This window comes from Pseudomonas ficuserectae, assembly GCF_024584585.1.
Classification (GTDB): Bacteria; Pseudomonadota; Gammaproteobacteria; order Pseudomonadales; family Pseudomonadaceae; genus Aquipseudomonas; species Aquipseudomonas amygdali.
This window is the reverse complement of the sequence record NZ_CP085684.1, coordinates 3,760,094-3,779,860: the sequence shown is the minus strand read 5'-3', so window position 1 is coordinate 3,779,860 and position 19,767 is coordinate 3,760,094. Positions and strand designations below refer to the sequence as shown.

The 19,767-nt window shown below is 58.5% G+C and carries 18 protein-coding genes, 1 tRNA gene and 2 pseudogenes; 13 read left to right on the top strand and 8 right to left on the bottom strand.

What is annotated here, in order from left to right; all coding sequences use genetic code 11:
- Nucleotides 1-31: 31 nt before the first annotated feature.
- Genes lolA through cysG form a run of 5 tightly spaced genes read left to right on the top strand, consistent with a single transcriptional unit; the run spans nucleotide 32 to nucleotide 5,062 of the window.
- Nucleotides 32-655: an outer membrane lipoprotein periplasmic chaperone LolA gene (lolA, locus tag LJU29_RS16550; protein WP_002553995.1), complete on the top strand. Its 624-nt coding sequence runs from the start codon at nucleotides 32-34 to the stop codon at nucleotides 653-655.
- An 18-nt stretch (nucleotides 656-673) separates the two neighbouring features.
- Nucleotides 674-1,996 carry a replication-associated recombination protein A gene (locus tag LJU29_RS16545; RefSeq protein ID WP_257110952.1) on the top strand — a complete coding sequence of 441 codons (1,323 nt, stop codon included), beginning with the start codon at nucleotides 674-676 and terminating at the stop codon, nucleotides 1,994-1,996.
- A complete protein-coding gene (gene crcB, locus LJU29_RS16540) occupies nucleotides 1,996-2,373 on the top strand; it encodes a fluoride efflux transporter CrcB (protein WP_257110951.1) in 378 nt (125 codons plus the stop codon). Before LJU29_RS16545 ends, crcB begins: the two co-directional genes overlap by 1 nt.
- Nucleotides 2,374-2,386: 13 nt before the next feature.
- Entirely contained in the window at nucleotides 2,387-3,667 is a 1,281-nt protein-coding gene (gene serS, locus LJU29_RS16535; protein ID WP_257110950.1) for a serine--tRNA ligase, read from the top strand.
- Nucleotides 3,668-5,062, top strand: a complete 1,395-nt coding sequence (gene cysG, locus LJU29_RS16530; protein WP_005745699.1) for a siroheme synthase CysG — start codon at nucleotides 3,668-3,670, stop codon at nucleotides 5,060-5,062.
- A 51-nt stretch (nucleotides 5,063-5,113) separates the two neighbouring features.
- Here cysG and LJU29_RS16525 read toward each other — a convergent pair whose 3' ends face one another.
- From LJU29_RS16525 to tusD, 6 genes are all read right to left on the bottom strand, one after another.
- Nucleotides 5,114-6,112 (bottom strand): glutathione S-transferase family protein, encoded by a 999-nt coding sequence (locus LJU29_RS16525; RefSeq protein ID WP_016982229.1) that lies wholly within the window; start codon nucleotides 6,110-6,112, stop codon nucleotides 5,114-5,116.
- 108 nt (nucleotides 6,113-6,220) lie between these two features.
- Nucleotides 6,221-7,222 (bottom strand): glycosyl transferase family protein, encoded by a 1,002-nt coding sequence (locus LJU29_RS16520; RefSeq protein ID WP_005755650.1) that lies wholly within the window; start codon nucleotides 7,220-7,222, stop codon nucleotides 6,221-6,223.
- Complete coding sequence (locus LJU29_RS16515; protein ID WP_005755651.1) at nucleotides 7,219-7,554, bottom strand: TusE/DsrC/DsvC family sulfur relay protein; 336 nt, start codon at nucleotides 7,552-7,554, stop codon at nucleotides 7,219-7,221. The genes LJU29_RS16520 and LJU29_RS16515 overlap by 4 nt, the downstream gene beginning before the upstream one ends.
- On the bottom strand, nucleotides 7,551-7,850 hold the full coding sequence (tusB, locus tag LJU29_RS16510; protein ID WP_005745694.1) for a sulfurtransferase complex subunit TusB: 300 nt from the start codon (nucleotides 7,848-7,850) through the stop codon (nucleotides 7,551-7,553). The genes LJU29_RS16515 and tusB overlap by 4 nt, the downstream gene beginning before the upstream one ends.
- Nucleotides 7,850-8,212 carry a sulfurtransferase complex subunit TusC gene (tusC, locus tag LJU29_RS16505; protein WP_005755653.1) on the bottom strand — a complete coding sequence of 121 codons (363 nt, stop codon included), beginning with the start codon at nucleotides 8,210-8,212 and terminating at the stop codon, nucleotides 7,850-7,852. The genes tusB and tusC overlap by 1 nt, the downstream gene beginning before the upstream one ends.
- A gap of 1 nt (nucleotide 8,213) precedes the next feature.
- Nucleotides 8,214-8,606, bottom strand: coding sequence for a sulfurtransferase complex subunit TusD (gene tusD, locus LJU29_RS16500; protein ID WP_002553985.1), 393 nt, complete (start codon nucleotides 8,604-8,606; stop codon nucleotides 8,214-8,216).
- Between the two features lie 234 nt (nucleotides 8,607-8,840).
- Here tusD and LJU29_RS16495 point away from each other — a divergent pair, with 234 nt between their 5' ends.
- Both LJU29_RS16495 and LJU29_RS16490 read left to right on the top strand, forming a co-directional pair.
- Nucleotides 8,841-10,142 (top strand): MFS transporter, encoded by a 1,302-nt coding sequence (locus tag LJU29_RS16495; RefSeq protein WP_257110949.1) that lies wholly within the window; start codon nucleotides 8,841-8,843, stop codon nucleotides 10,140-10,142.
- Between the two features lie 14 nt (nucleotides 10,143-10,156).
- Nucleotides 10,157-10,936 (top strand): substrate-binding domain-containing protein, encoded by a 780-nt coding sequence (locus tag LJU29_RS16490; protein ID WP_004665682.1) that lies wholly within the window; start codon nucleotides 10,157-10,159, stop codon nucleotides 10,934-10,936.
- Here the strand turns inward: LJU29_RS16490 and LJU29_RS16485 are convergent.
- Both LJU29_RS16485 and LJU29_RS16480 read right to left on the bottom strand, forming a co-directional pair.
- Nucleotides 10,922-11,816, bottom strand: a pseudogene (locus LJU29_RS16485) (LysR family transcriptional regulator). The gene LJU29_RS16490 and the pseudogene LJU29_RS16485 overlap by 15 nt on opposite strands.
- A 144-nt stretch (nucleotides 11,817-11,960) precedes the next feature.
- Nucleotides 11,961-12,048: transfer RNA gene (locus LJU29_RS16480), tRNA-Ser, on the bottom strand.
- A 122-nt stretch (nucleotides 12,049-12,170) separates the two neighbouring features.
- Between LJU29_RS16480 and LJU29_RS16475 the strand changes: the two genes are divergently transcribed.
- From LJU29_RS16475 to LJU29_RS16450, 6 genes and pseudogenes are all read left to right on the top strand, one after another.
- Nucleotides 12,171-12,842, top strand: coding sequence for a Bax inhibitor-1/YccA family protein (locus tag LJU29_RS16475; RefSeq protein WP_002553978.1), 672 nt, complete (start codon nucleotides 12,171-12,173; stop codon nucleotides 12,840-12,842).
- 486 nt (nucleotides 12,843-13,328) lie between these two features.
- Nucleotides 13,329-14,759: pseudogene (locus LJU29_RS16470) on the top strand (serralysin family metalloprotease).
- Nucleotides 14,760-14,815: 56 nt separating this feature from the next.
- Nucleotides 14,816-15,199 carry a protease inhibitor Inh/omp19 family protein gene (locus LJU29_RS16465; protein ID WP_005731893.1) on the top strand — a complete coding sequence of 128 codons (384 nt, stop codon included), beginning with the start codon at nucleotides 14,816-14,818 and terminating at the stop codon, nucleotides 15,197-15,199.
- 82 nt (nucleotides 15,200-15,281) lie between these two features.
- Complete coding sequence (locus tag LJU29_RS16460; RefSeq protein WP_005780048.1) at nucleotides 15,282-17,078, top strand: type I secretion system permease/ATPase; 1,797 nt, start codon at nucleotides 15,282-15,284, stop codon at nucleotides 17,076-17,078.
- Nucleotides 17,075-18,412: an HlyD family type I secretion periplasmic adaptor subunit gene (locus LJU29_RS16455; protein WP_005745685.1), complete on the top strand. Its 1,338-nt coding sequence runs from the start codon at nucleotides 17,075-17,077 to the stop codon at nucleotides 18,410-18,412. The genes LJU29_RS16460 and LJU29_RS16455 overlap by 4 nt, the downstream gene beginning before the upstream one ends.
- A gap of 1 nt (nucleotide 18,413) precedes the next feature.
- Nucleotides 18,414-19,763 carry a TolC family outer membrane protein gene (locus tag LJU29_RS16450; RefSeq protein ID WP_005745684.1) on the top strand — a complete coding sequence of 450 codons (1,350 nt, stop codon included), beginning with the start codon at nucleotides 18,414-18,416 and terminating at the stop codon, nucleotides 19,761-19,763.
- The last annotated feature ends 4 nt before the right edge of the window (nucleotides 19,764-19,767 follow it).

The window sequence follows — 19,767 nt, the reverse complement described above, 5'->3', positions numbered from 1 at the left end:
CGCATCATCATCGACTTCAAAGAGGAATCCCATGCGTCTTATCCGCATGCTGTTGGCCACCGCACTGACCTTCTCCGTGATGTCCGCCCATGCCGACAGCAAGGACGTGGCTCGCCTGACCCAGTTGCTGGAGAAATCCCAGACCCTGACCGCACGCTTCTCGCAATTGACGCTGGACGGTGGCGGCACGCAATTGCAAGAGACTACCGGCGAAATGACGTTGCAGCGTCCAGGCCTGTTCAACTGGCACACCGATGCGCCACAGGAGCAATTGATGGTTTCCGACGGCAAGAAAGTGTCGTTGTGGGACCCTGATCTGGAGCAGGTCACCATCAAGAAGCTCGATCAGCGCCTGACCCAGACCCCAGCCTTGCTGCTGTCCGGTGACGTGTCGAAGATCAGCGAAAGCTTCGATATCACGGCGAAAGAGGCGGGTGGTGTGATCGACTTCGTGCTCAAGCCCAAGACCAAGGACACCCTGTTCGACAGCCTGCGTTTGTCGTTTCGTAACGGCATCATCAACGACATGCAACTGATCGACAGCGTGGGCCAGCGCACCAATATCCTGTTCACCGGCGTCAAGGCCAACGAGCCTGTTGCGGCCAGCAAGTTTCAGTTCCAGATTCCCAAGGGTGCTGATGTCATTCAAGAGTAAAAGGGTTAATTCCTGATCATGGATCTGTTCAGCCGCGAACCGATAGCTCAGCCTCTGGCTGCACGTTTGCGTGCTACCAATCTGGATGAATACGTCGGTCAGGAGCACGTGCTTGCCCACGGCAAGCCTCTGCGTGAGGCGCTGGAGCAGGGTGCGCTGCATTCGATGATTTTCTGGGGCCCGCCCGGTGTGGGCAAGACCACCCTGGCGAGGCTGCTGGCCAAGGTGTCGGACGCGCATTTCGAGACTGTTTCCGCCGTGCTGGCGGGGGGCAAGGAAATTCGTCAGGCAGTGGAAGTCGCCAAACAGCAGGCCGGGCAATATGGCAAACGCACGATTCTGTTCGTCGACGAAGTGCACCGTTTCAACAAGTCGCAACAGGATGCGTTCCTGCCTTATGTCGAGGATGGCACGCTGATTTTTATCGGCGCTACTACCGAAAATCCTTCGTTCGAACTCAATAATGCCTTGTTGTCCCGTGCCCGTGTCTATGTGCTCAAAAGCCTGGACGAGGCGGCGCTGCGCAAGCTGGTCCATCGTGCTCTGACCGAGGAGCGCGGGTTGGGCAAGCGCCAACTGACCCTGAGCGATGAAGGCTTCACGATTCTCATGGCCGCCGCTGATGGCGATGGTCGGCGCATGCTCAATCTTCTGGAAAACGCGTCCGATCTTGCCGAAGACGGCAGCGAGATCGACGTCGAGCTGCTGCAGAGCCTGCTGGGTGACAGCCGACGCCGCTTCGACAAGGGCGGCGAGGCGTTCTATGACCAGATATCGGCCTTGCACAAGTCAATACGTGGTTCTGACCCCGACGCAGCCCTGTACTGGTTTGCCCGGATGATCGACGGCGGCTGCGATCCGCTGTATCTGGCGCGTCGCGTGGTGCGCATGGCCAGTGAAGATATCGGCAATGCAGATCCGCGCGCCTTGCCGCTGTGCATGTCGGCCTGGGACGTACAGGAGCGTCTGGGCAGCCCCGAGGGCGAACTGGCGGTAGCGCAGGCCATCGTCTATCTGGCCTGTGCGCCAAAAAGCAACGCGGTCTACATGGCCTTCAAGGCAGCAATGCGCGAAGCCGGCGAGCATGGTTCGCTGGAGGTTCCGCTGCATTTGCGCAATGCGCCGACCAAGCTGATGAAGCAGCTCGGTTATGGCGAAGAATACCGATACGCCCATGACGAGCCTGAAGCCTATGCGGCGGGTGAGGACTACTTTCCGGACGAGCTGGAACCACGGCAGTATTACCAGCCTGTGCCACGCGGTCTGGAACTCAAGATCGGTGAGAAGCTCAGGCATCTGAGCGCATTGGACGATGCCAGTCCCCGCCAGCGGAGAAAGTGATGATTCAGACCATTCTTGCGGTGTCGATTGCCGGGATCGCTGGTACATTATTGCGTTTTGCAGCGGGTATCTGGGTAAGCGCCAACTGGCCACGACATTTTTACGCAGCAACGCTTGCGGTCAACATCGTAGGGTGCCTGATAATCGGCGTACTGTATGGATTGTTTCTGCTGCGCCCGGAAGTGCCCATCGAAATTCGTGCCGGCTTGATTGTCGGCTTTGTAGGCGGTCTGACGACCTTTTCATCCTTTTCACTGGATACGCTGCGCCTGCTGGAAAGCGGGCAAGTACCGCTGGCCCTTGGTTATGCCGGTATCAGCGTATTCGGCGGGCTGCTCGCAACATGGGTTGGCCTGTCCCTGACCAGACTTTTATAGACGAGAGAACGATATGCTCGATTCCAAACTGTTACGTACTCAACTTCAGGACGTAGCGGATCGCCTGGCTTCCCGTGGCTTTACACTGGATGTGGCGCGCATTGAATCGCTGGAAGCCCAGCGCAAGGTGGTGCAGACCCGCACCGAACAGCTGCAGGCCGAGCGCAATGCACGTTCCAAGTCCATCGGTCAGGCCAAGCAGCGCGGCGAAGACATTGCGCCGTTGATGGCTGACGTCGAGCGCATGGGCAACGAGCTGAGCGAAGGCAAGGTCGAGCTGGACGGCATTCAGGCCGAGCTGGATGCGCTGGTGCTGAGCATTCCGAACCTGCCTCACGAATCGGTGCCGGTCGGTGCTGACGAAGAAGGCAACGTCGAAGTGCGTCGCTGGGGTACGCCGACTGCTTTCGATTTCGAGGTCAAGGATCACGTCGCTCTGGGCGAGAAGTTCGGCTGGCTGGATTTCGAGACCGCTGCCAAGCTGTCCGGTGCGCGTTTTGCGTTGCTGCGTGGCCCAATCGCGCGCCTGCACCGTGCGCTGGCGCAGTTCATGATCAATCTGCATATCAACGAACACGGTTACGAAGAGACCTACACGCCTTACCTGGTGCAGGCACCTGCGTTGCAGGGTACGGGCCAGTTGCCCAAGTTCGAGGAAGACCTGTTCAAGATCACCCGCGAAGGCGAAGCTGATCTGTACCTGATTCCGACCGCGGAAGTATCGTTGACCAACATCGTGTCGGGTGAAATTCTTGATGACAAACAGCTGCCTCTCAAGTTTGTTGCCCATACCCCTTGCTTCCGCAGCGAAGCGGGCGCGTCGGGTCGTGATACGCGTGGCATGATCCGCCAACACCAGTTCGACAAGGTCGAGATGGTTCAGATTGTTGCGCCTGAGGACTCCATGGCTGCGCTTGAATCGCTGACCGGCAACGCCGAGCGCGTTCTGCAGTTGCTGGAACTGCCGTACCGTACGCTGGCGCTGTGCACCGGCGACATGGGTTTCAGTGCCGTGAAGACCTACGACCTGGAAGTGTGGATTCCAAGCCAGGCCAAGTACCGCGAAATCTCTTCGTGCTCCAACTGCGGTGATTTCCAGGCGCGCCGCATGCAGGCCCGCTGGCGCAATCCGGAAACCGGCAAGCCGGAACTGGTCCATACCCTCAACGGGTCGGGGCTGGCGGTGGGTCGTACACTGGTCGCGGTGCTGGAAAACTACCAGCAGGCGGATGGGTCGATTCGTGTGCCCGAGGTGCTCAAGCCTTACATGGGCGGCCTTGAGGTCATCGGTTAAATGGAATTTCTGCCGCTGTTCCATAACCTGCGTGGCAGCCGGGTGCTGGTGGTCGGCGGTGGTGAAATTGCCCTGCGCAAATCACGCCTGATTGCCGACGCTGGCGCAGTGCTGCGCGTGGTTGCGCCAGAAATCGAGGCCCAACTGAGCGAGCTGGTCGTCCAGAGCGGCGGTGAGATGATCCTGCGTGGCTACAGCGAAAGCGATCTTGATGGTTGTGTGCTGATTATTGCCGCGACCGATGACGAGCCGCTCAATGCCCAGGTTTCCCATGACGCCCGGCTGCGCTGCGTTCCGGTCAATGTGGTGGATGCCCCGGCGTTGTGTACGGTTATCTTTCCGGCGATTGTCGACCGCTCGCCATTGGTGATCGCTGTGTCCAGTGGCGGCGATGCGCCGGTGCTGGCACGTCTGATCCGTGCCAAGCTGGAAACCTGGATTCCCTCCACCTACGGGCAGCTCGCCGGGCTGGCTGCGCGCTTTCGCAATCAGGTCAAAGGTCTGTTTCCGAATGTGCAGCAACGCCGAGCGTTCTGGGAAGATGTTTTTCAGGGTGCCATTGCCGACCGCCAGTTGGCCGGGCAGGGGGCCGAGGCCGAGCGTCTGCTGATCGCCAAGATCGCTGGCGAGCCGCCGCCGGAGACCGGCGAGGTGTATCTGGTCGGTGCTGGCCCCGGTGATCCTGACTTGCTGACCTTCCGTGCGTTGCGCCTGATGCAGCAAGCGGATGTGGTGCTGTATGACCGCCTTGTCGCGCCGACGATTCTTGACCTGTGCCGTCGCGATGCCGAGCGTGTCTATGTCGGCAAGCGTCGTGCAGAGCATGCTGTTCCGCAGGAGCAGATCAACCAGCAGTTGGTTGCACTGGCCAAGCAAGGCAAGCGGGTAGTGCGCCTCAAAGGCGGCGATCCGTTTATCTTCGGCCGTGGCGGCGAGGAAATCGAAGAACTGGCTGCGCATGGCATTCCGTTTCAGGTGGTTCCAGGTATTACTGCCGCCAGCGGTTGTGCGGCGTATGCCGGTATACCGCTGACGCACCGTGATCATGCACAGTCTGTGCGTTTCATTACCGGTCACTTGAAAGATGGCACAACAGACCTGCCCTGGTCAGACCTGGTTGCGCCTGCTCAGACGCTGGTGTTTTACATGGGGCTGATCGGTTTACCGGTCATCTGTGAAGAGCTGATCAGGCATGGTCGCTCTGCCGACACGCCTGCTGCGCTGGTCCAGCAGGGCACGACGGTCAATCAGCGTGTGTTTACCGGCACTCTGGCCAATCTGCCGCAACTGGTTGCCGAGCATGAGGTGCATGCGCCAACGCTGGTAATCATCGGCGAAGTGGTCAAGTTGCGTGAAAAACTGGCATGGTTCGAAGGGGCTCAAGCGACTGTCTGAAGCCGATTGCGGATAGCCCGTTCGGGCTATCCATCCTTTTTTGCCAATCTGTCAATTGCTCCAGACACCCTCACCGGACAGCCGCTGCCGGTCGTGACCTGCTTGCAGATCAAGCGCTGGCCCCTTGGGTATGATGCCGGTCGGGTTGATGGTGCGATGGCTCGCGTAGTAGTGGCCCTTGATGTGCTCGAAGTTCACGGTCTCCGCGATACCTGGCCATTGGTACAACTCACGTAGCCAATTGCTGAGGTTCGGGTAATCCGCGATGCGCCGCAGGTTGCACTTGAAGTGGCTGTAATACACCGCATCGAAGCGCACGATGGTGGTGAACAGGCGTATGTCGGCTTCGGTCAGGTGCTTCCCTGTCAGGTAGCGCTTTTCCCCGAGCAGGTTTTCCAGCACGTCCAGTTCGGCAAACACATCATTGAATGCATCTTCGTATGCCCCCTGTGAGGTGGCGAACCCGGCCCTGTAGACACCGTTGTTGACGTTCGGATAAATCTGCTCGTTGAGCTCGTCGATGCTCGCCCGCAAGGCTTGCGGATAAAAATCCAGCGTGTTGCCGGTCAGTTCGTCGAATGCGTCATTGAACATGCGAATGATTTCCGCAGACTCATTGCTGACGATGCATTTCCGCTGTTTGTCCCACAGCACAGGGACAGTAACGCGTCCGGTATAGCTGGGATCATCGGCCGTATAGCGTTGGTGAAAGAACTGGAAATCATCCAGCGCATCGCCGCTGGAGCCTTTCTGCTGATCAAAAGTCCAGCCATTTTCCAGCATCAGCCAACTGACCACTGAAACACCGATCAGACTTTCCAGGCCTTTGAGCTTGCGTACGATCAGCGTGCGGTGTGCCCACGGGCATGCCAGTGAGACATACAAGTGGTAGCGGCCGGCCTGTGCAGCAAAACCGCCCTCACCGGATGGCCCCGCTTGTCCATCGGCTGTGACCCAGTTGCGTCGTTGCGCGTTTTCTCGCTGAAAGGCGCCATCTTTGCTGCTTTCGTACCACTGGTCTTGCCAGTGTCCTTCGACCAGAAGGCCCATGTCTGACTCCCATTTCCAGGTTATAGAGCTTGGAGGTCAGCCAGGGCGCATCGGTTCGACCGAAAAAGCGCAAGATTATGGGGGCTGGTGATCGTCACAGCCGATAGGTCAGAGGTTCTTGTCGCGGCGATCCCAGAACACTCGGGCTTGCTCGAACGCTTCGTCGCGAGCGACACCCAGGCCGCGCAGGGCAAGCGCGATGGTCGATATCAACGCCAGTTGCGGGTAGCTGTCTTCGATTTCCCCGCGCCACAAGGCCAACAGTTGCTGCGGGTCGAGTGTCGCTGGTTTTACGTGACGGCGCGGCGAAAGCGCTGGCCACTCCTCGTCCCAAGGCTGGCCGCCAGTGGTGCCGTACAAATGGCTGATAGTGTCCGGGTTGATCTCGATTTCGCCACCGTCACCCTTGACCACAATGGCGTTGTCGCCCAGCAGGCTGCTGGCATCGCGATGCACGCTCTGATAGCCCGGATGAAAGATGCTTTGCAGGCCGCAACGGGCCTGAAGCGGGTTGAGAATGCGTGCCAGAGAATGAATGGGGGAGCGCAGGCCCAGCGTGTTGCGCAGATCAATCATGCGTTGCAGCTGTGGTGCCCAGTCCCCTAGCGGAATGAACGCTATATTGCCTTGCTCAAGCGAGGTTTCGACTGCCGACCAGTTGCGGCACAGGGGAATATTCAGCAGGCCGAGCAATTGTTCGGTGTACAGGCGTCCCGCAGTATGGGCACCGCCGCCGTGCAGGAGGATCTTCACGCCGTTTTGCGCCAGACACTTGGCCGCCAGCAAGTACCACGGCAGATGACGCTTTTTCCCCGCGTAGGTCGGCCAGTCGATATCGACCTGAATCGCCGGAGCATTGAGGCGTTCGCGCACGGCTTCGGTAAACCCCGCCAGTTCCTCGGGGCTTTCTTCCTTATGGCGCAGCAGCATCAGAAAAGCCCCGAGCTGGGTGTCCTCGACTTTTTCATCGAGCAACATACCCATGGCCTCTCGCGCTTCTTCGCGCGTCAGGTTGCGCGCACCGCGTTTGCCTTTGCCCAGGATGCGCACAAATGTCGCAAAGGGATGTTCTTCAGGTGTTTCGGTAACAAGCGCGGTGTAATCGTTCATATGCAATTGGTCGGTTTAGGCAGGCCCGCCAGCTTGGCGGCGAGTTTGGCGGGAGTGCCGTTGAACAGGCGGTTGAGGTGCATGCTGTTGCCTTTTTCCGTACCCAGCTTCAGTGCGGTGTATTTGATCAGCGGCCGAGTGGCCGGCGAAAGCTGAAACTCGGCGTAGAAATCCCGCAGCAACTGGAGGATTTCTACGTGCTCGGCACTCATGGCGATACCTTCCTCGGCGGACAGGGCGTGGGCGACGTCAAGCGACCAGTCGTTGAGGTCCTGCAGAAAGCCATCCTTGTCCAGTTCGATGCTATGCCCGTCAATCGTCAACTGTTTCATAGCCAGGTATTGACCTTGTCGAAGCGTAAGGACAGTTCCACGAAGGCAGGGTAGTCGATGCTGTTTACTCCGGTGGGCAGTGGCAGATTGCGTGCCTTGATGTCTTCATCAAGCACAAATAACTGCAATGAATCGACCAGGGGCTGTAGGGATTTCAATGGTGCGCATGACGGCGTCAGTGCATAAGTAGCGTCGCCACAGAGCAATACGCCGTCGTCACGCCCCAGCAGGCGCAGGCAGCTGTCCAGTCGGGTGTCAGCAAAAGGCGAATGGGAGAGAACGTGCAAAGTAGCCATCAGATCGTAATCACCTCGTCGTAGCGGTCAAAAAGTGCCGACAGTTCGGAGCGTGTGTACAACTGACTGATTTCTTCGCTCAATGCGCTGGCAGGGATGCCGCGCTCGGTCAGGCTTTGCCCGCAGGCATACAGGTCTTCAACGCCGAACATCGACAGGGCCTTGAGGTTTGCGGTCAGGTCTTTCTGTTGCAGGGCGTCGGGCAACTGCTTCGGCGACAACTGGAAAACCCCGTCATCCAGAAACAGCAGTCCGACCGACAGATCGAATGCACCACCCGCCAGCACGATGTCCAGCGCTTCACGGGCACCGGGACCGGACCACGGCGACTGGCGGCTGACTACCAATAATGATCTGGGCATGTCACGGCCCTCCAAAGCAGATCAAACGATCAGCCGATTGCACGGCATCGTGCAACTGCCCCAGCCCAGACAATTCCCAAGGCTCCCGCAGATTCGCCGCTGGCCGCTGATAACGCTCGGCCTCTTGGGCATCAAGCACGCCACGACGCAGCGCGGCGGCGATGCATACCACGCCATCCAGGTGGTGTTCGGCGATGAAGTCACGCCATTGCAGGGCCATATCCTGCTCATCCTGAGGCGTCACGACATTGGCCGACGCGCTGTGTACGCCGTCCTGATAAAAAAACAACCGGACGATCTCATGTCCGCCTGCGAGTACGGCTTTGGCGAACAGCAAGGCTCTTCGCGAGGAGGGCGCATGGGCGGCGGAAAAAAGTGAGATGGCGAATTTCATGATCGGCTCTGCCAACAAAACATCCGCAATGATAAAGAATTCAAGGGCCGACGTGTGAGTTTGGCGCGGTTCGACCTGCAAGCGTTGGGTCAGGGCGAAACCGTCTGAGTGTCGATTGATGTTCATCGGGCATCAATCGATGAAAACATAGCACTTATCGTTTCAAAGTGTGTCCGGCAGACTCCTTCCCCATAAGCGCTTACAACACTCTAATAAGATCGCTGGAGAACACTGATGCACAACTCATCCCCATCAGGAACAGGCAACACCCGGTCGAAGGCCGGAGCAGTATTTCGCGTCACTTCAGGCAACTTCCTCGAGCAATTCGACTTCTTCCTATTTGGCTTTTACGCCACTCAGATCGCCTCCGCCTTTTTCCCGGCCAGCAGTGAGTTTGCTTCGCTGATGATGACCTTCGCGGTCTTCGGTGCGGGCTTCCTGATGCGCCCGCTGGGTGCCGTGATTCTGGGCGCTTACATCGATGACGTGGGCCGGCGCAAAGGCTTGATCGTGACCCTGTCGATCATGGCCAGTGGCACGTTACTGATTGTCCTGGTGCCCGGTTACGCGAGCATCGGCTTGTGGGCACCGGCATTGGTGCTGGTCGGCCGCTTGCTGCAAGGCTTTTCCGCCGGCGCGGAATTGGGCGGCGTGTCGGTGTATCTGGCAGAGATGGCGACACCCGGCCGCAAGGGCTTCTACACCAGCTGGCAGTCAGGTAGCCAGCAGGTGGCAATCGTTGTCGCCGCCGCGCTGGGTTACGGCTTGAACCAATGGATGACACCTGCTGCTGTCGCCGACTGGGGCTGGAGAATTCCGTTCGCCATCGGCTGCCTGATCATCCCGTTCATTTTCCTGCTACGCCGCAGCCTGCAGGAAACCGAAGAGTTCGCCACGCGCGCTCACCGTCCGACCATGAGACAGGTGTTCGCGACGCTGCTGCAAAACTGGCGCGTGGTGATTGCCGGCATGCTGATGGTGGCGATGACTACCACCACGTTTTACCTGATCACCATTTATGCACCTACATTCGGCAAAACCGTACTCAATCTGAGTACCTCCGATGCGCTGCTGGTGACGTTGCTGGTCGGTGTATCCAACTTTATCTGGCTGCCGGTCGGCGGCATGTTGAGCGACCGTTTCGGACGCAAGCCGCTGCTGGTAGCGATGACCCTGCTGACCATCATCAGCGCTTATCCGGCGCTGTCCTTTCTCGCTCAGGCGCCAAGCTTTGCTCATATGCTGGAAGTGCTGTTGTGGTTCTCGTTTCTCTACGGTTTGTATAACGGCGCGATGATTCCGGCACTGACTGAAATCATGCCGGTAGAGGTACGGGTGGCCGGTTTTTCTCTGGCCTATAGCCTGGCGACAGCGGTTTTCGGCGGTTTTACCCCGGCAATCTCGACCTGGTTGATCCATCTGACCGGTGACAAGGCCGCACCTGCTTACTGGATGACGTTCGCTGCAGCTTGCGCGCTTGGCGCGACCCTGCTGCTCTACCGGCACCTTTCGGTTCGCCCGCAACTGGCTGTTTAATAAAGGAAAAAACTATGAAACTGTTGCATAAACATCAATTGGCGGTGCTTTTTCTGGGCTGTATGGCAGTCAGCGTTGCCGCTCAGGCTGAAGAGCTCAAGGTCATGACATCAGGCGGCTTTACTGCTGCATATAAACTGCTGGGGCCGCAATACGCGACGTCTTCCGGGGATACACTGGACACCATCCTTGGCCCGTCGATGGGCAAGGCCCCCGAGGCCATTCCAAACCGCCTGGCTCGTGGCGAGCATGCCGATGTGGTGATCATGGTCGGCTATGCGCTGGATGATCTGATCAAGCAAGGCAAGGTAGACCCGGCATCGCGGGTCGAGCTGGCCGATTCGCGGATCGGGATGGTGGTGAAGGAGGGGGCGGCCAAGCCTGCAATCGGTACCGACAGCGAGTTGAAAGACACGCTGCTCAAGGCGAAGTCGGTTGCTTACTCCGACAGCGCCAGTGGTGTGTACATCGAAAAAGAGCTTTTCAAAAAGCTCGGTATCGAGAAGGAACTCGCGCCGAAGGGCAAGATGATCGAGCGCATCCCGGTTGCTTCAGTGGTTGCCAAGGGCGACTACGAAGTGGGCTTTCAACAGGTGGCCGAACTGTTGCCGGTTCCCGGCGTGACATTCGTGGCGAAGATTCCGGAAGACGTTCAGTCGGTTACCCGCTACGCCGCTGGCATTCCGGTCAATGCCGAGCACCCGAAGCAGGCGAAGGCATTGCTCGATTACCTGGCGTCCCCAAAAGCGCAGGCCACGGTGCAGTCTACCGGGCTGGATTCAGTTCCCCGCTGAACGTAGCGGCATCTTCCTGACCAGTCGTTCCAGTTCAAGGGCTGCAGGCGTCAATGTCCTCCCGCGACGTTTGATCAGCCCTACGTTGCGAACCACTTCAGGTGCAACCAATGGCACGCTCACCAGAAACGGGTGAGCGGTCATCGGCATGGCAATCGAGGGCACCGCCGCCACGCCGAGGCCGGCCTCCACAAGGCCGATCATGGTGGTGACATGCACTCTCCTTGTTCGGGCGTGAGAGCGCCAGTGCCTGATCCAGTACCAGCCGGTTCCCTGACGTTATGTCCAGAGCGATGTAGTCGTGGCGGTACATTTCCTCCCAGCTCACGCTGGCGCAGGTCGCAAGCGGGTGATCCCGGCGGCAGGCCATCACATAGCGTTCCTGCAGAAGCAATTCGAAGTCGACCTCCGGTGCCAGATTGCCGCTGAAACTCACCCCGAAATCTGCCTCGCCAAGGGCAACTGCGCTGTTGACCTCGTTGGCGCTGGCATCCATGACGCGGATTCTGATTTTTGGAAACAGCTTATGAAACTCGCTGATGACCTGCGGCATGAAGTAGTAGGCGGCTGACGGCACGCAAGCAATGGTGACGCTACCCATCCGGGTGGAACCGACGCCATCGATGGTCATCAATGCGATGTCGAGGTCATCCAGTATTCGCTCGACCTGAGGCAGAAATGCGCGGCCCACCGTGGTCAGGCTGACCCTGCGGGTGGTCCGTTCGAACAGCTTCACGTTCAGCGCAGACTCAAGCTTTTCTATACGGCGGCTGAGTGCAGGCTGGGTGATCTGCACGGTTTCAGCGGCCTTGCGGAAGCTGCCATTCTCGACCACGGCACGAAATGCCTGGAGGTCGTTGAGGTCGAAATTGATGGGCATTGCATGACCAGGATTATTGATTCGGTATGGACATCAATATATCAGGTTGCGCGGGCCCGCTGGCAAAGGGGAGGAGAGGGGGTATTTTCATAAACCCCAGAAACGACAAAGCCCTGAATAATCAGGGCTTTGCGCTACCAAATATGGCGGAGGCATAGAGATTCGAACTCTAGGACCTGTTACAGTCGGCAGTTTTCAAGACTGCTGCCTTAAACCACTCGGCCATACCTCCACTATCGTTGCGGGCGCCATAATACCGGAATGAAACAAGCTGTCAAACTCTGTGACTAGCCAGTTGCAGCGCCTCTGTTATGATCTTTGCAACTCAACATTTCAACAGGAAGGAGTTTCGCCATGCGCGAACAGGATTACAGCCTTAAAACCGGCATGCAGGCCGACCAGCTAGAGGTTAGTCGTGTCCTGCGCAACACTTACGGTCTTCTCGCTCTGACGCTGGCTTTTAGTGGTGTCATGGCATTTGTCGCTCAGCAGATGCGCGTCGGCTATCCGAACATTTTCGTGGTACTGATCGGCTTCTACGGTCTGTTTTTCCTGACCAATAAATTGCGCGATTCGGTCTGGGGCTTGGTTTCGACCTTCGCCCTGACAGGTTTCATGGGTTTCCTGCTGGGCCCGATCCTCAATCGTTATCTGGGCATGGCCGGTGGCGCTGAAGTCGTCAGCTCCGCTTTCGCGATGACCGCACTGGTTTTCGGCGGTCTGTCGGCTTACGTGTTGATCACCCGCAAGGACATGAGCTTCCTGGGTGGCTTCATCACCGCAGGCTTCTTCGTTCTGCTTGGCGCAGTAGTGGCCAGCATGTTCTTCCAGATCAGCGGTTTGCAACTGGCGATCAGCGCAGGCTTCGTGCTGTTCTCTTCGGTCTGCATTCTGTTCCAGACCAGCGCGATTATTCAGGGTGGTGAGCGCAACTACATCATGGCGACGGTCAGCCTGTATGTATCGATCTACAACCTGTTTATCAGCCTGCTGCAGATTTTCGGCATCATGAGCCGCGACGACTGATGACTTCGGCCTGAGTACTCAGGCCGTTGCGCTTCAAACGTGTTAAACAAAAGCCCCGATCTTTCGGGGCTTTTGCATTTCCGGGATTTGAGAAGTGTCAGGATCCCAGGTGATAGCGATATGCCTTTCCGGCAGCCTGGGAAGGGCAAGCCGGATTGGTCAGAGACTGTCCGTCCAGTCAAATTACGCATGGTGGGCAACTTGACCGATCAGTCATCTTTATCAAGATTGTCCTCGTCTGCTCAAGCACTTATCAGCTTTTGATCATCACAAAAAATAATATCGGACGATTCCCCAAGGCCTGTGGGCACTTCCTCGTTTTGGGCTAATTGACATCATGGAACAGAGCTGGACACAAGATTTCTAAATGTGTCAGCTTTGTTACGCTTCAATGCATTACGCATCACAAGGCGAGTGACTGGACTCTCTCGCTACAGGGGGAGTCCCGCCGTACCTAACCTGTTAATCAGCAAACAAGGAAGTGTCATGACGAAAGACAAAGAAAATGCTGCAATTCAACTCTCTGCTGCTACCAGCACCTCTTTCGACCAGATCAATACGTTCGCTCACCAGTATGACCGTGGCGGTAACCTCACGATCAATGGCAAGCCTTCGTACTCGGTCGATCAGGCCGCCGATTACATCCTTCGCGACAACGCTGCGTGGACTGATCGCGATGGCAACGGCACTATCAACCTCACATACACCTTTCTGACCGCCAAACCTGCCGGGTTCGACAATTCGTTGGGGACTTTCAGTGCGTTCAACGCACAGCAGAAAGCACAGGCCGTATTGTCGATGCAATCCTGGGCAGACGTTGCCAAGGTCAGCTTTACCCAGGCTGCTTCCGGCGGCGACGGGCATATGACCTTCGGTAACTACAGCAACGGCAGCGCAGGCGGGGCGGCTTTTGCCTACCTGCCCAGCGGCAACAGCCGTACTGACGGTCAGTCCTGGTACCTTGTCGATAACAGCTACAAGGTCAACACGACACCGGACAATGGCAATTACGGTCGTCAGACCCTGACCCATGAAATTGGCCACACCCTGGGCCTGTCTCACCCTGGCGACTACAACGCTGGCGAAGGCAACCCGACCTACAAGGATGCCAGCTACGCAGAAGATACGCGTGGCTACAGCGTCATGAGTTACTGGAGTGAGTCCAACACCGACCAGAACTTCGTCAAGGGCGGCGTTGCCGCGTAGTCCTCGGCACCGTTGCTGGACGATATTGCGGCTGTTCAACAGCTCTATGGCGCGAACATGAGCACCCGTGCCGGTGATACGGTCTACGGTTTCAACTCCACCGCCGGGCGTGATTTCTACAGCGCCACTTCTGCCTCTTCCAAGGTGGTGTTCTCGGTGTGGGACGGCGGGGGCAAGGATACCCTCGACTTCTCGGGTTTCACCCAGAACCAGAAGATCAACCTCAATGCGGCCTCGTTCTCGGACGTGGGTGGCATGGTGGGCAACGTCTCAATTGCCAAAGGCGTGGTGGTTGAAAACGCGGTGGGCGGTTCGGGCAACGACCTGTTGATCGGCAATGCCGCTGCCAACGACCTCAAAGGTGGTGCCGGCAACGACATCATCTACGGCGGTGGCGGTGCCGACAGCCTGACCGGTGGTGCTGGTGCAGACATTTTTGTGTTTGGTGCCAGTTCCGATTCCAACCGTGCAGCGCAGGATACGATTCGTGACTTTGTCAGCGGTCAGGACAAAATCGATGTATCGGCCATTTCCACGCTGAGCGCTCTGCAGTTCGTCAACGCGTTCAGCGGCCATGTCGGCGAAGCGATCCTCAGCTACAACCAGAGCAGCAACCTGGGTAGCCTGGCGATCGACTTCACGGGTCAGGGTGTGGGGGACTTCCTCGTAGGGACTGTTGGTCAAGCGTTGGCTACTGATATCGTGGTTTAATCTGTAACAATCATGGACGACCCTGCTGTCGTCCATGATTTGGAAAGTACCCCATCATGAAGATCAATCACGTTGTTCGAATCGTGCCAGTGGCCTTTGCGCTGCTGGTGGGTATTTCTGGAGCAAGCATGGCCATGAGTTTGAAACTGCCCGACCCAGCTGAGCTAAGTGGCAAGTGGCGACTTTCGCTTCAGGGAAACACGGACGAAGTTTGTGAGCTGCACCTCAACACTGATGTACCGAAACTGACGGGCGATCTCGCCTGCGCAGTAAAGTGGTTGCACGAAGCCCCCACTGGCTGGTTTCCGACTCCGGATGGCCTGGCATTTACCGACAAGGAAGGCAATCGCCTGATTCACCTCAATAACATGGGGGAGCAGATCTACCAGGCGCGTCTGCCCGGCGGTGAAGTGCTGGTTCTTGGACGGCTCGCCGATTAAGCGTTTCATGGACCTGCGCGAGTTGTTTTGTTAAAACCCAGGGATGTCACTACGTCACCAGCAAGACCATCAAGGAACAACCATGAGTGCGTTGCCCCAAAGCGCCCGGCCGCCGCTTTATAAAGCGCTGGCTGACTACAAGAGCGCGTTGATTGGTGTCGGTTGTTTTACCGCGCTGATCAACGTGTTGATGCTCGCTCCATCGATTTACATGTTGCAAGTCTATGACCGTGTACTGACGTCGCAGAACCAGACTACCCTGGCCATGCTGACGCTGATGGTGGTCGGGTTCTTTGCGTTTATCGGCCTGCTGGAGATGGTCCGCAGCTTTGTGGTAATCCGCATCGGCAGCGAGCTGGAGAGGCGTTTCAATCTGCGCGTCTATCAGGCTGCGTTCGAGAGCAACCTGCACGCCGGACAGCGTCAGGCTGGGCAGGCGCTGGGTGACCTGACCTTTATCCGTCAGTTTCTCACCGGGCCGGCGTTGTTCGCGTTCTTCGACGCCCCGTGGTTTCCCATCTACCTGGCGGTGATCTTCCTTTTCGACCCTTGGCTTGGCGTGCTGGCCAGTGTGGGGACAGTGTTGCTGGTCGGACTGGCCTGCCTCAACGAATGGCTGACCCGCAAACCGTTGGCCGAGGCCAGCGGGTACTCGCAGCAGTCTGCGCAATTGGCGACCCGGCACCTGCAACAGGCCGAGGCGATCCAGGCGATGGGCATGCTCGAAGTGTTGCGGCGTCGCTGGTTCCATGTGCATGGGCGCTTTCTGGCCTTGCAAAACCGTGCCAGTGACACTGGAGCGGTGATCAGTTCGATCAGCAAGGCCCTGCGCCTTTGTCTGCAGTCGCTGGTGCTGGGCCTGGGCGCACTGCTGGTGATAAACGGAGACATGACCGCAGGCATGATGATCGCCGGTTCGATCCTCATGGGAAGGGTCCTCAGCCCCATCGATCAACTGATCGCAGTCTGGAAACAATGGAGTTCTGCACGCCTGGCTTACGGACGTCTGGACCAGTTACTCAAGACCTACGCCGAGCCCGCGCCGCGCATGCCACTGCCAGCACCGCGCGGTCAGATCAGCGCGGAACAGGTCAGCGCTGCGCCTCCGGGCAAAACATCGCCGACGATTCAGCAAGTGAGCTTTCAACTGCAAGCTGGTGAAGTGCTCGGTGTACTGGGAGCATCCGGTTCCGGCAAATCGACCCTGGCACGCGTGCTGGTCGGTGTCTGGCCGGTGCTGGGTGGAACGGTACGTCTGGACGGGGCCGACATGCATCGCTGGGACCGCGAGGCGCTGGGCCCCTATATCGGTTATCTGCCGCAGGACATCGAGCTTTTCGGTGGCACCGTGGCAGAAAACATCGCGCGTTTTAGCGAGGGCGACGCGAGCGCCGTGGTTGCTGCTGCGCAACTGGCGGGCGTACACGAATTGATTCTGCGCCTGCCGCAGGGCTACGACACGCGGCTGGGCGACGATGGCGCTGGCTTGTCAGGCGGTCAGAAACAGCGCGTCGCGTTGGCCCGAGCATTGTATGGCGATCCGCGACTGGTGGTGCTTGATGAGCCCAATTCCAATCTGGACGCCGCTGGCGAAGCGGCCCTGACTCAGGCGATCGCTGAGCTCAAGACTCGCGGCTGTACCGTCGTGCTCGTCACTCACCGCACTCAGTCGTTGAACCAGACCGATCGTCTGCTGGTGCTGAGCGAAGGTCGCATGCAGGCATTCGGCACCACGGCTCAGGTGTTGCAGGCCTTGTCCGGACAGGCATCGCCCGGGCAAGCACCGCAAGCGCACCCTCAATCGCAATCTCGCCCTGCACCCGCCGGGCTTTCCATGAGCCGTCAGTACGGCACGCAGAACAGGCAGTCCGACGTATGAACAGCCCCATCGACACTCATTACGCCGTGCCAGGCAAGGAGCGCGGCGTGCAGTTTTTCGTTCGCGCAGGCTGGATTCTCATGCTGGCAGGGGCGGGCAGCTTCTTTCTGTGGGCCAGTCTGGCCCCGCTGGATCAGGGCATTGCCGTGCAAGGCACCGTCGTGGTGTCGGGCAAGCGCAAGGCCGTGCAGTCGCTGGATGGCGGCGTTGTAAGCAAAATTCTCGTCAGCGAAGGCCAGTCGGTAAAGGAGGGCGAGCCGCTGTTTCGCCTTGATCAGACTCAGGTCGAGGCCGACGTGCAATCGTTGCGTGCCCAGTATCGAATGGCCTGGGCCAGCCTGGCCCGCTGGCAGAGCGAGCGCGACAACCTGGATGAGGTGCACTTTCCCGCAGAACTGATTGCCGCCGGGCAGGGGCAGAACCCCGACCCGCGTCTGGCGCTGGTGCTTGAGGGCCAGCGGCAACTGTTCAGCAGTCGGCGACAGGCCCTGGCTCGAGAGCAATCAGGTTTGCAGGCGAGTATCGAAGGTGCCGGGCTGCAACTCGCCGGTATGCGCCGCGCTCGATCGGACCTGCTGGCTCAGGCTGACTCGCTACGCAAGCAACTGAGTAACCTGGAACCCTTGGCGCAGAACGGTTTCATTCCGGGCAACCGTCTGCTGGAGTTTCAACGCCAGCTTTCTCAAGTGCAGCAGAGCCTGGCGCAGAACGCAGGCGAAACCGGGCGGATAGAGCAGGGGATCGTCGAGTCGCGGTTGCGTCTTCAGCAGCAGCGCGAGGAATATCAGAAAGAAGTGCGCAGCCAGTGGGCCGATGCCCAGGTCAAGGCGCTTACCCTTGAGCAACAACTGGCTTCGGCAGGTTTCAGTCTGCAGCACAGTGCAATTCTTGCCCCTGCTGATGGCATCGCCGTCAACCTGGGCGTGCACACCGAAGGCGCAGTGGTGCGTGCCGGTGAAACCCTGCTGGAAATCGTACCGCAGGGCACACGGCTTGAAGTCGAAGGGCGTCTGCCGGTGCAGTTGATCGATAAGGTCGCCAGCCATTTACCGGTCGATATCCTCTTCACTGCGTTCAATCAAAGTCGCACGCCGCGGGTTTCCGGTGAGGTAAACCTGATTTCTGCCGATCAGATGCAGGATGAGAAAACCGGCCAGCCCTATTACGTGCTGCGCACTTCGGTGGGCGATGCGGCACTGGAAAAACTCAACGGGTTGGTGATCAAGCCGGGCATGCCCGCTGAAATGTTTGTGCGCACGGGTGAACGCTCGCTGCTCAATTATCTGTTCAAACCTTTGCTGGACCGTGCCGGCTCCGCGTTGACGGAGGAATAGGATGTCTCGTCATCCCCTGAAAGCCGCTTTGCTGACGGCCATCCTGCTGGGCACTGCTTCATTGAGTCATGCGATGGGCCCGTTTCAGGTCTATGAGCTGGCGCTTCGCAACGACCCGACTTACCTGGGCGCGCTCAAGGAGCGCGATGCGGGCCTGGAAAACCGGGTGATTGGTCGTGCAGGCTTGTTGCCGCGTGTTTCATACAGCTACAACAAAGGACGCAACGACTCCAAGGCCACCCTCAAAGGCGGCCGTGAAGACACCACTGACCATCGCCACTACAACAGCTTTGGTTCAAGCCTGACGATTCAGCAGCCGCTGATCGATTACGAGGCCTACGCCAATTACCGCAAAGGCCTGGCTCAGGCGTTGTTTGCCGACGAGACCTTTCGCAGCAAGAGTCAGGAATTGCTGGTGCGGGTTCTGACCCTTTATACCCAGGCACTGTTCGCGCAGGACCAGATCAATATAGCCCGCGCCAAACAGCAGGCGTTCGAACGCCAGTTTGCACAGAACCGGCAAATGTTCCAGCAAGGCGAGGGTACCCGCACCGACATTCTTGAAGCGGAATCGCGCAACGAGCTGGCGATTGCCGAGCAGATAGAAGCCAGCGACGAGCAGGACGCGGCCTTGCGCGAACTGGCCGCGTTGCTGGGGGAGTCGAGTATCGATGTTGCGCAGTTGGAGCCGTTGAGAGACAGTTTTCAGGCGCTGGTGCTGGCACCGTCCAGCTTTACCGAGTGGCATGCGCTGGCCATGGCCAACAGCCCGATCCTGGCCTCGCAACGCCAGTCGCTGGAAGTGGCGCGATACGAGGTGGAGCGCAATCGCGCCGGGCATCTGCCGACGGTGAATGCTTATGCAAGCATCCGTCAGAACGAATCGGACAGCGGCAACACCTACAATCAGCGTTACGACACCAACACGATAGGTATCGAGCTCAGTCTGCCGCTGTACGCCGGAGGCGGCACCAGCGCCTCGGTGCGTCAGGCCAACAGCAAGCGCGAGCAGGCGGAATACGAGCTGGAGGGCAAGACCCGCGAAACCCTGATCGAGCTGCGTCGCCAGTTCAACGCCTGTGCGTCAGGGGTGAGCAAGTTGCGCGCTTATCAGAAAGCACTGGTCTCTGCGCAGGCACTGGTCGAGTCGACACGTCAGAGCATTCTCGGCGGCGAGCGCATCAGCCTGGACGCACTCAACGCCGAACAGCAGCTTTACAGCACCCGGCGTGATCTGGCGAAAGCCCGTTACGATTACTTGATGGCCTGGATCAAACTGCATTACTACGCCGGTACGTTGCGCGACACCGATCTGGCGCGTATTGACGAGGCCTTCGTTGTGGCGCGCTGAATGT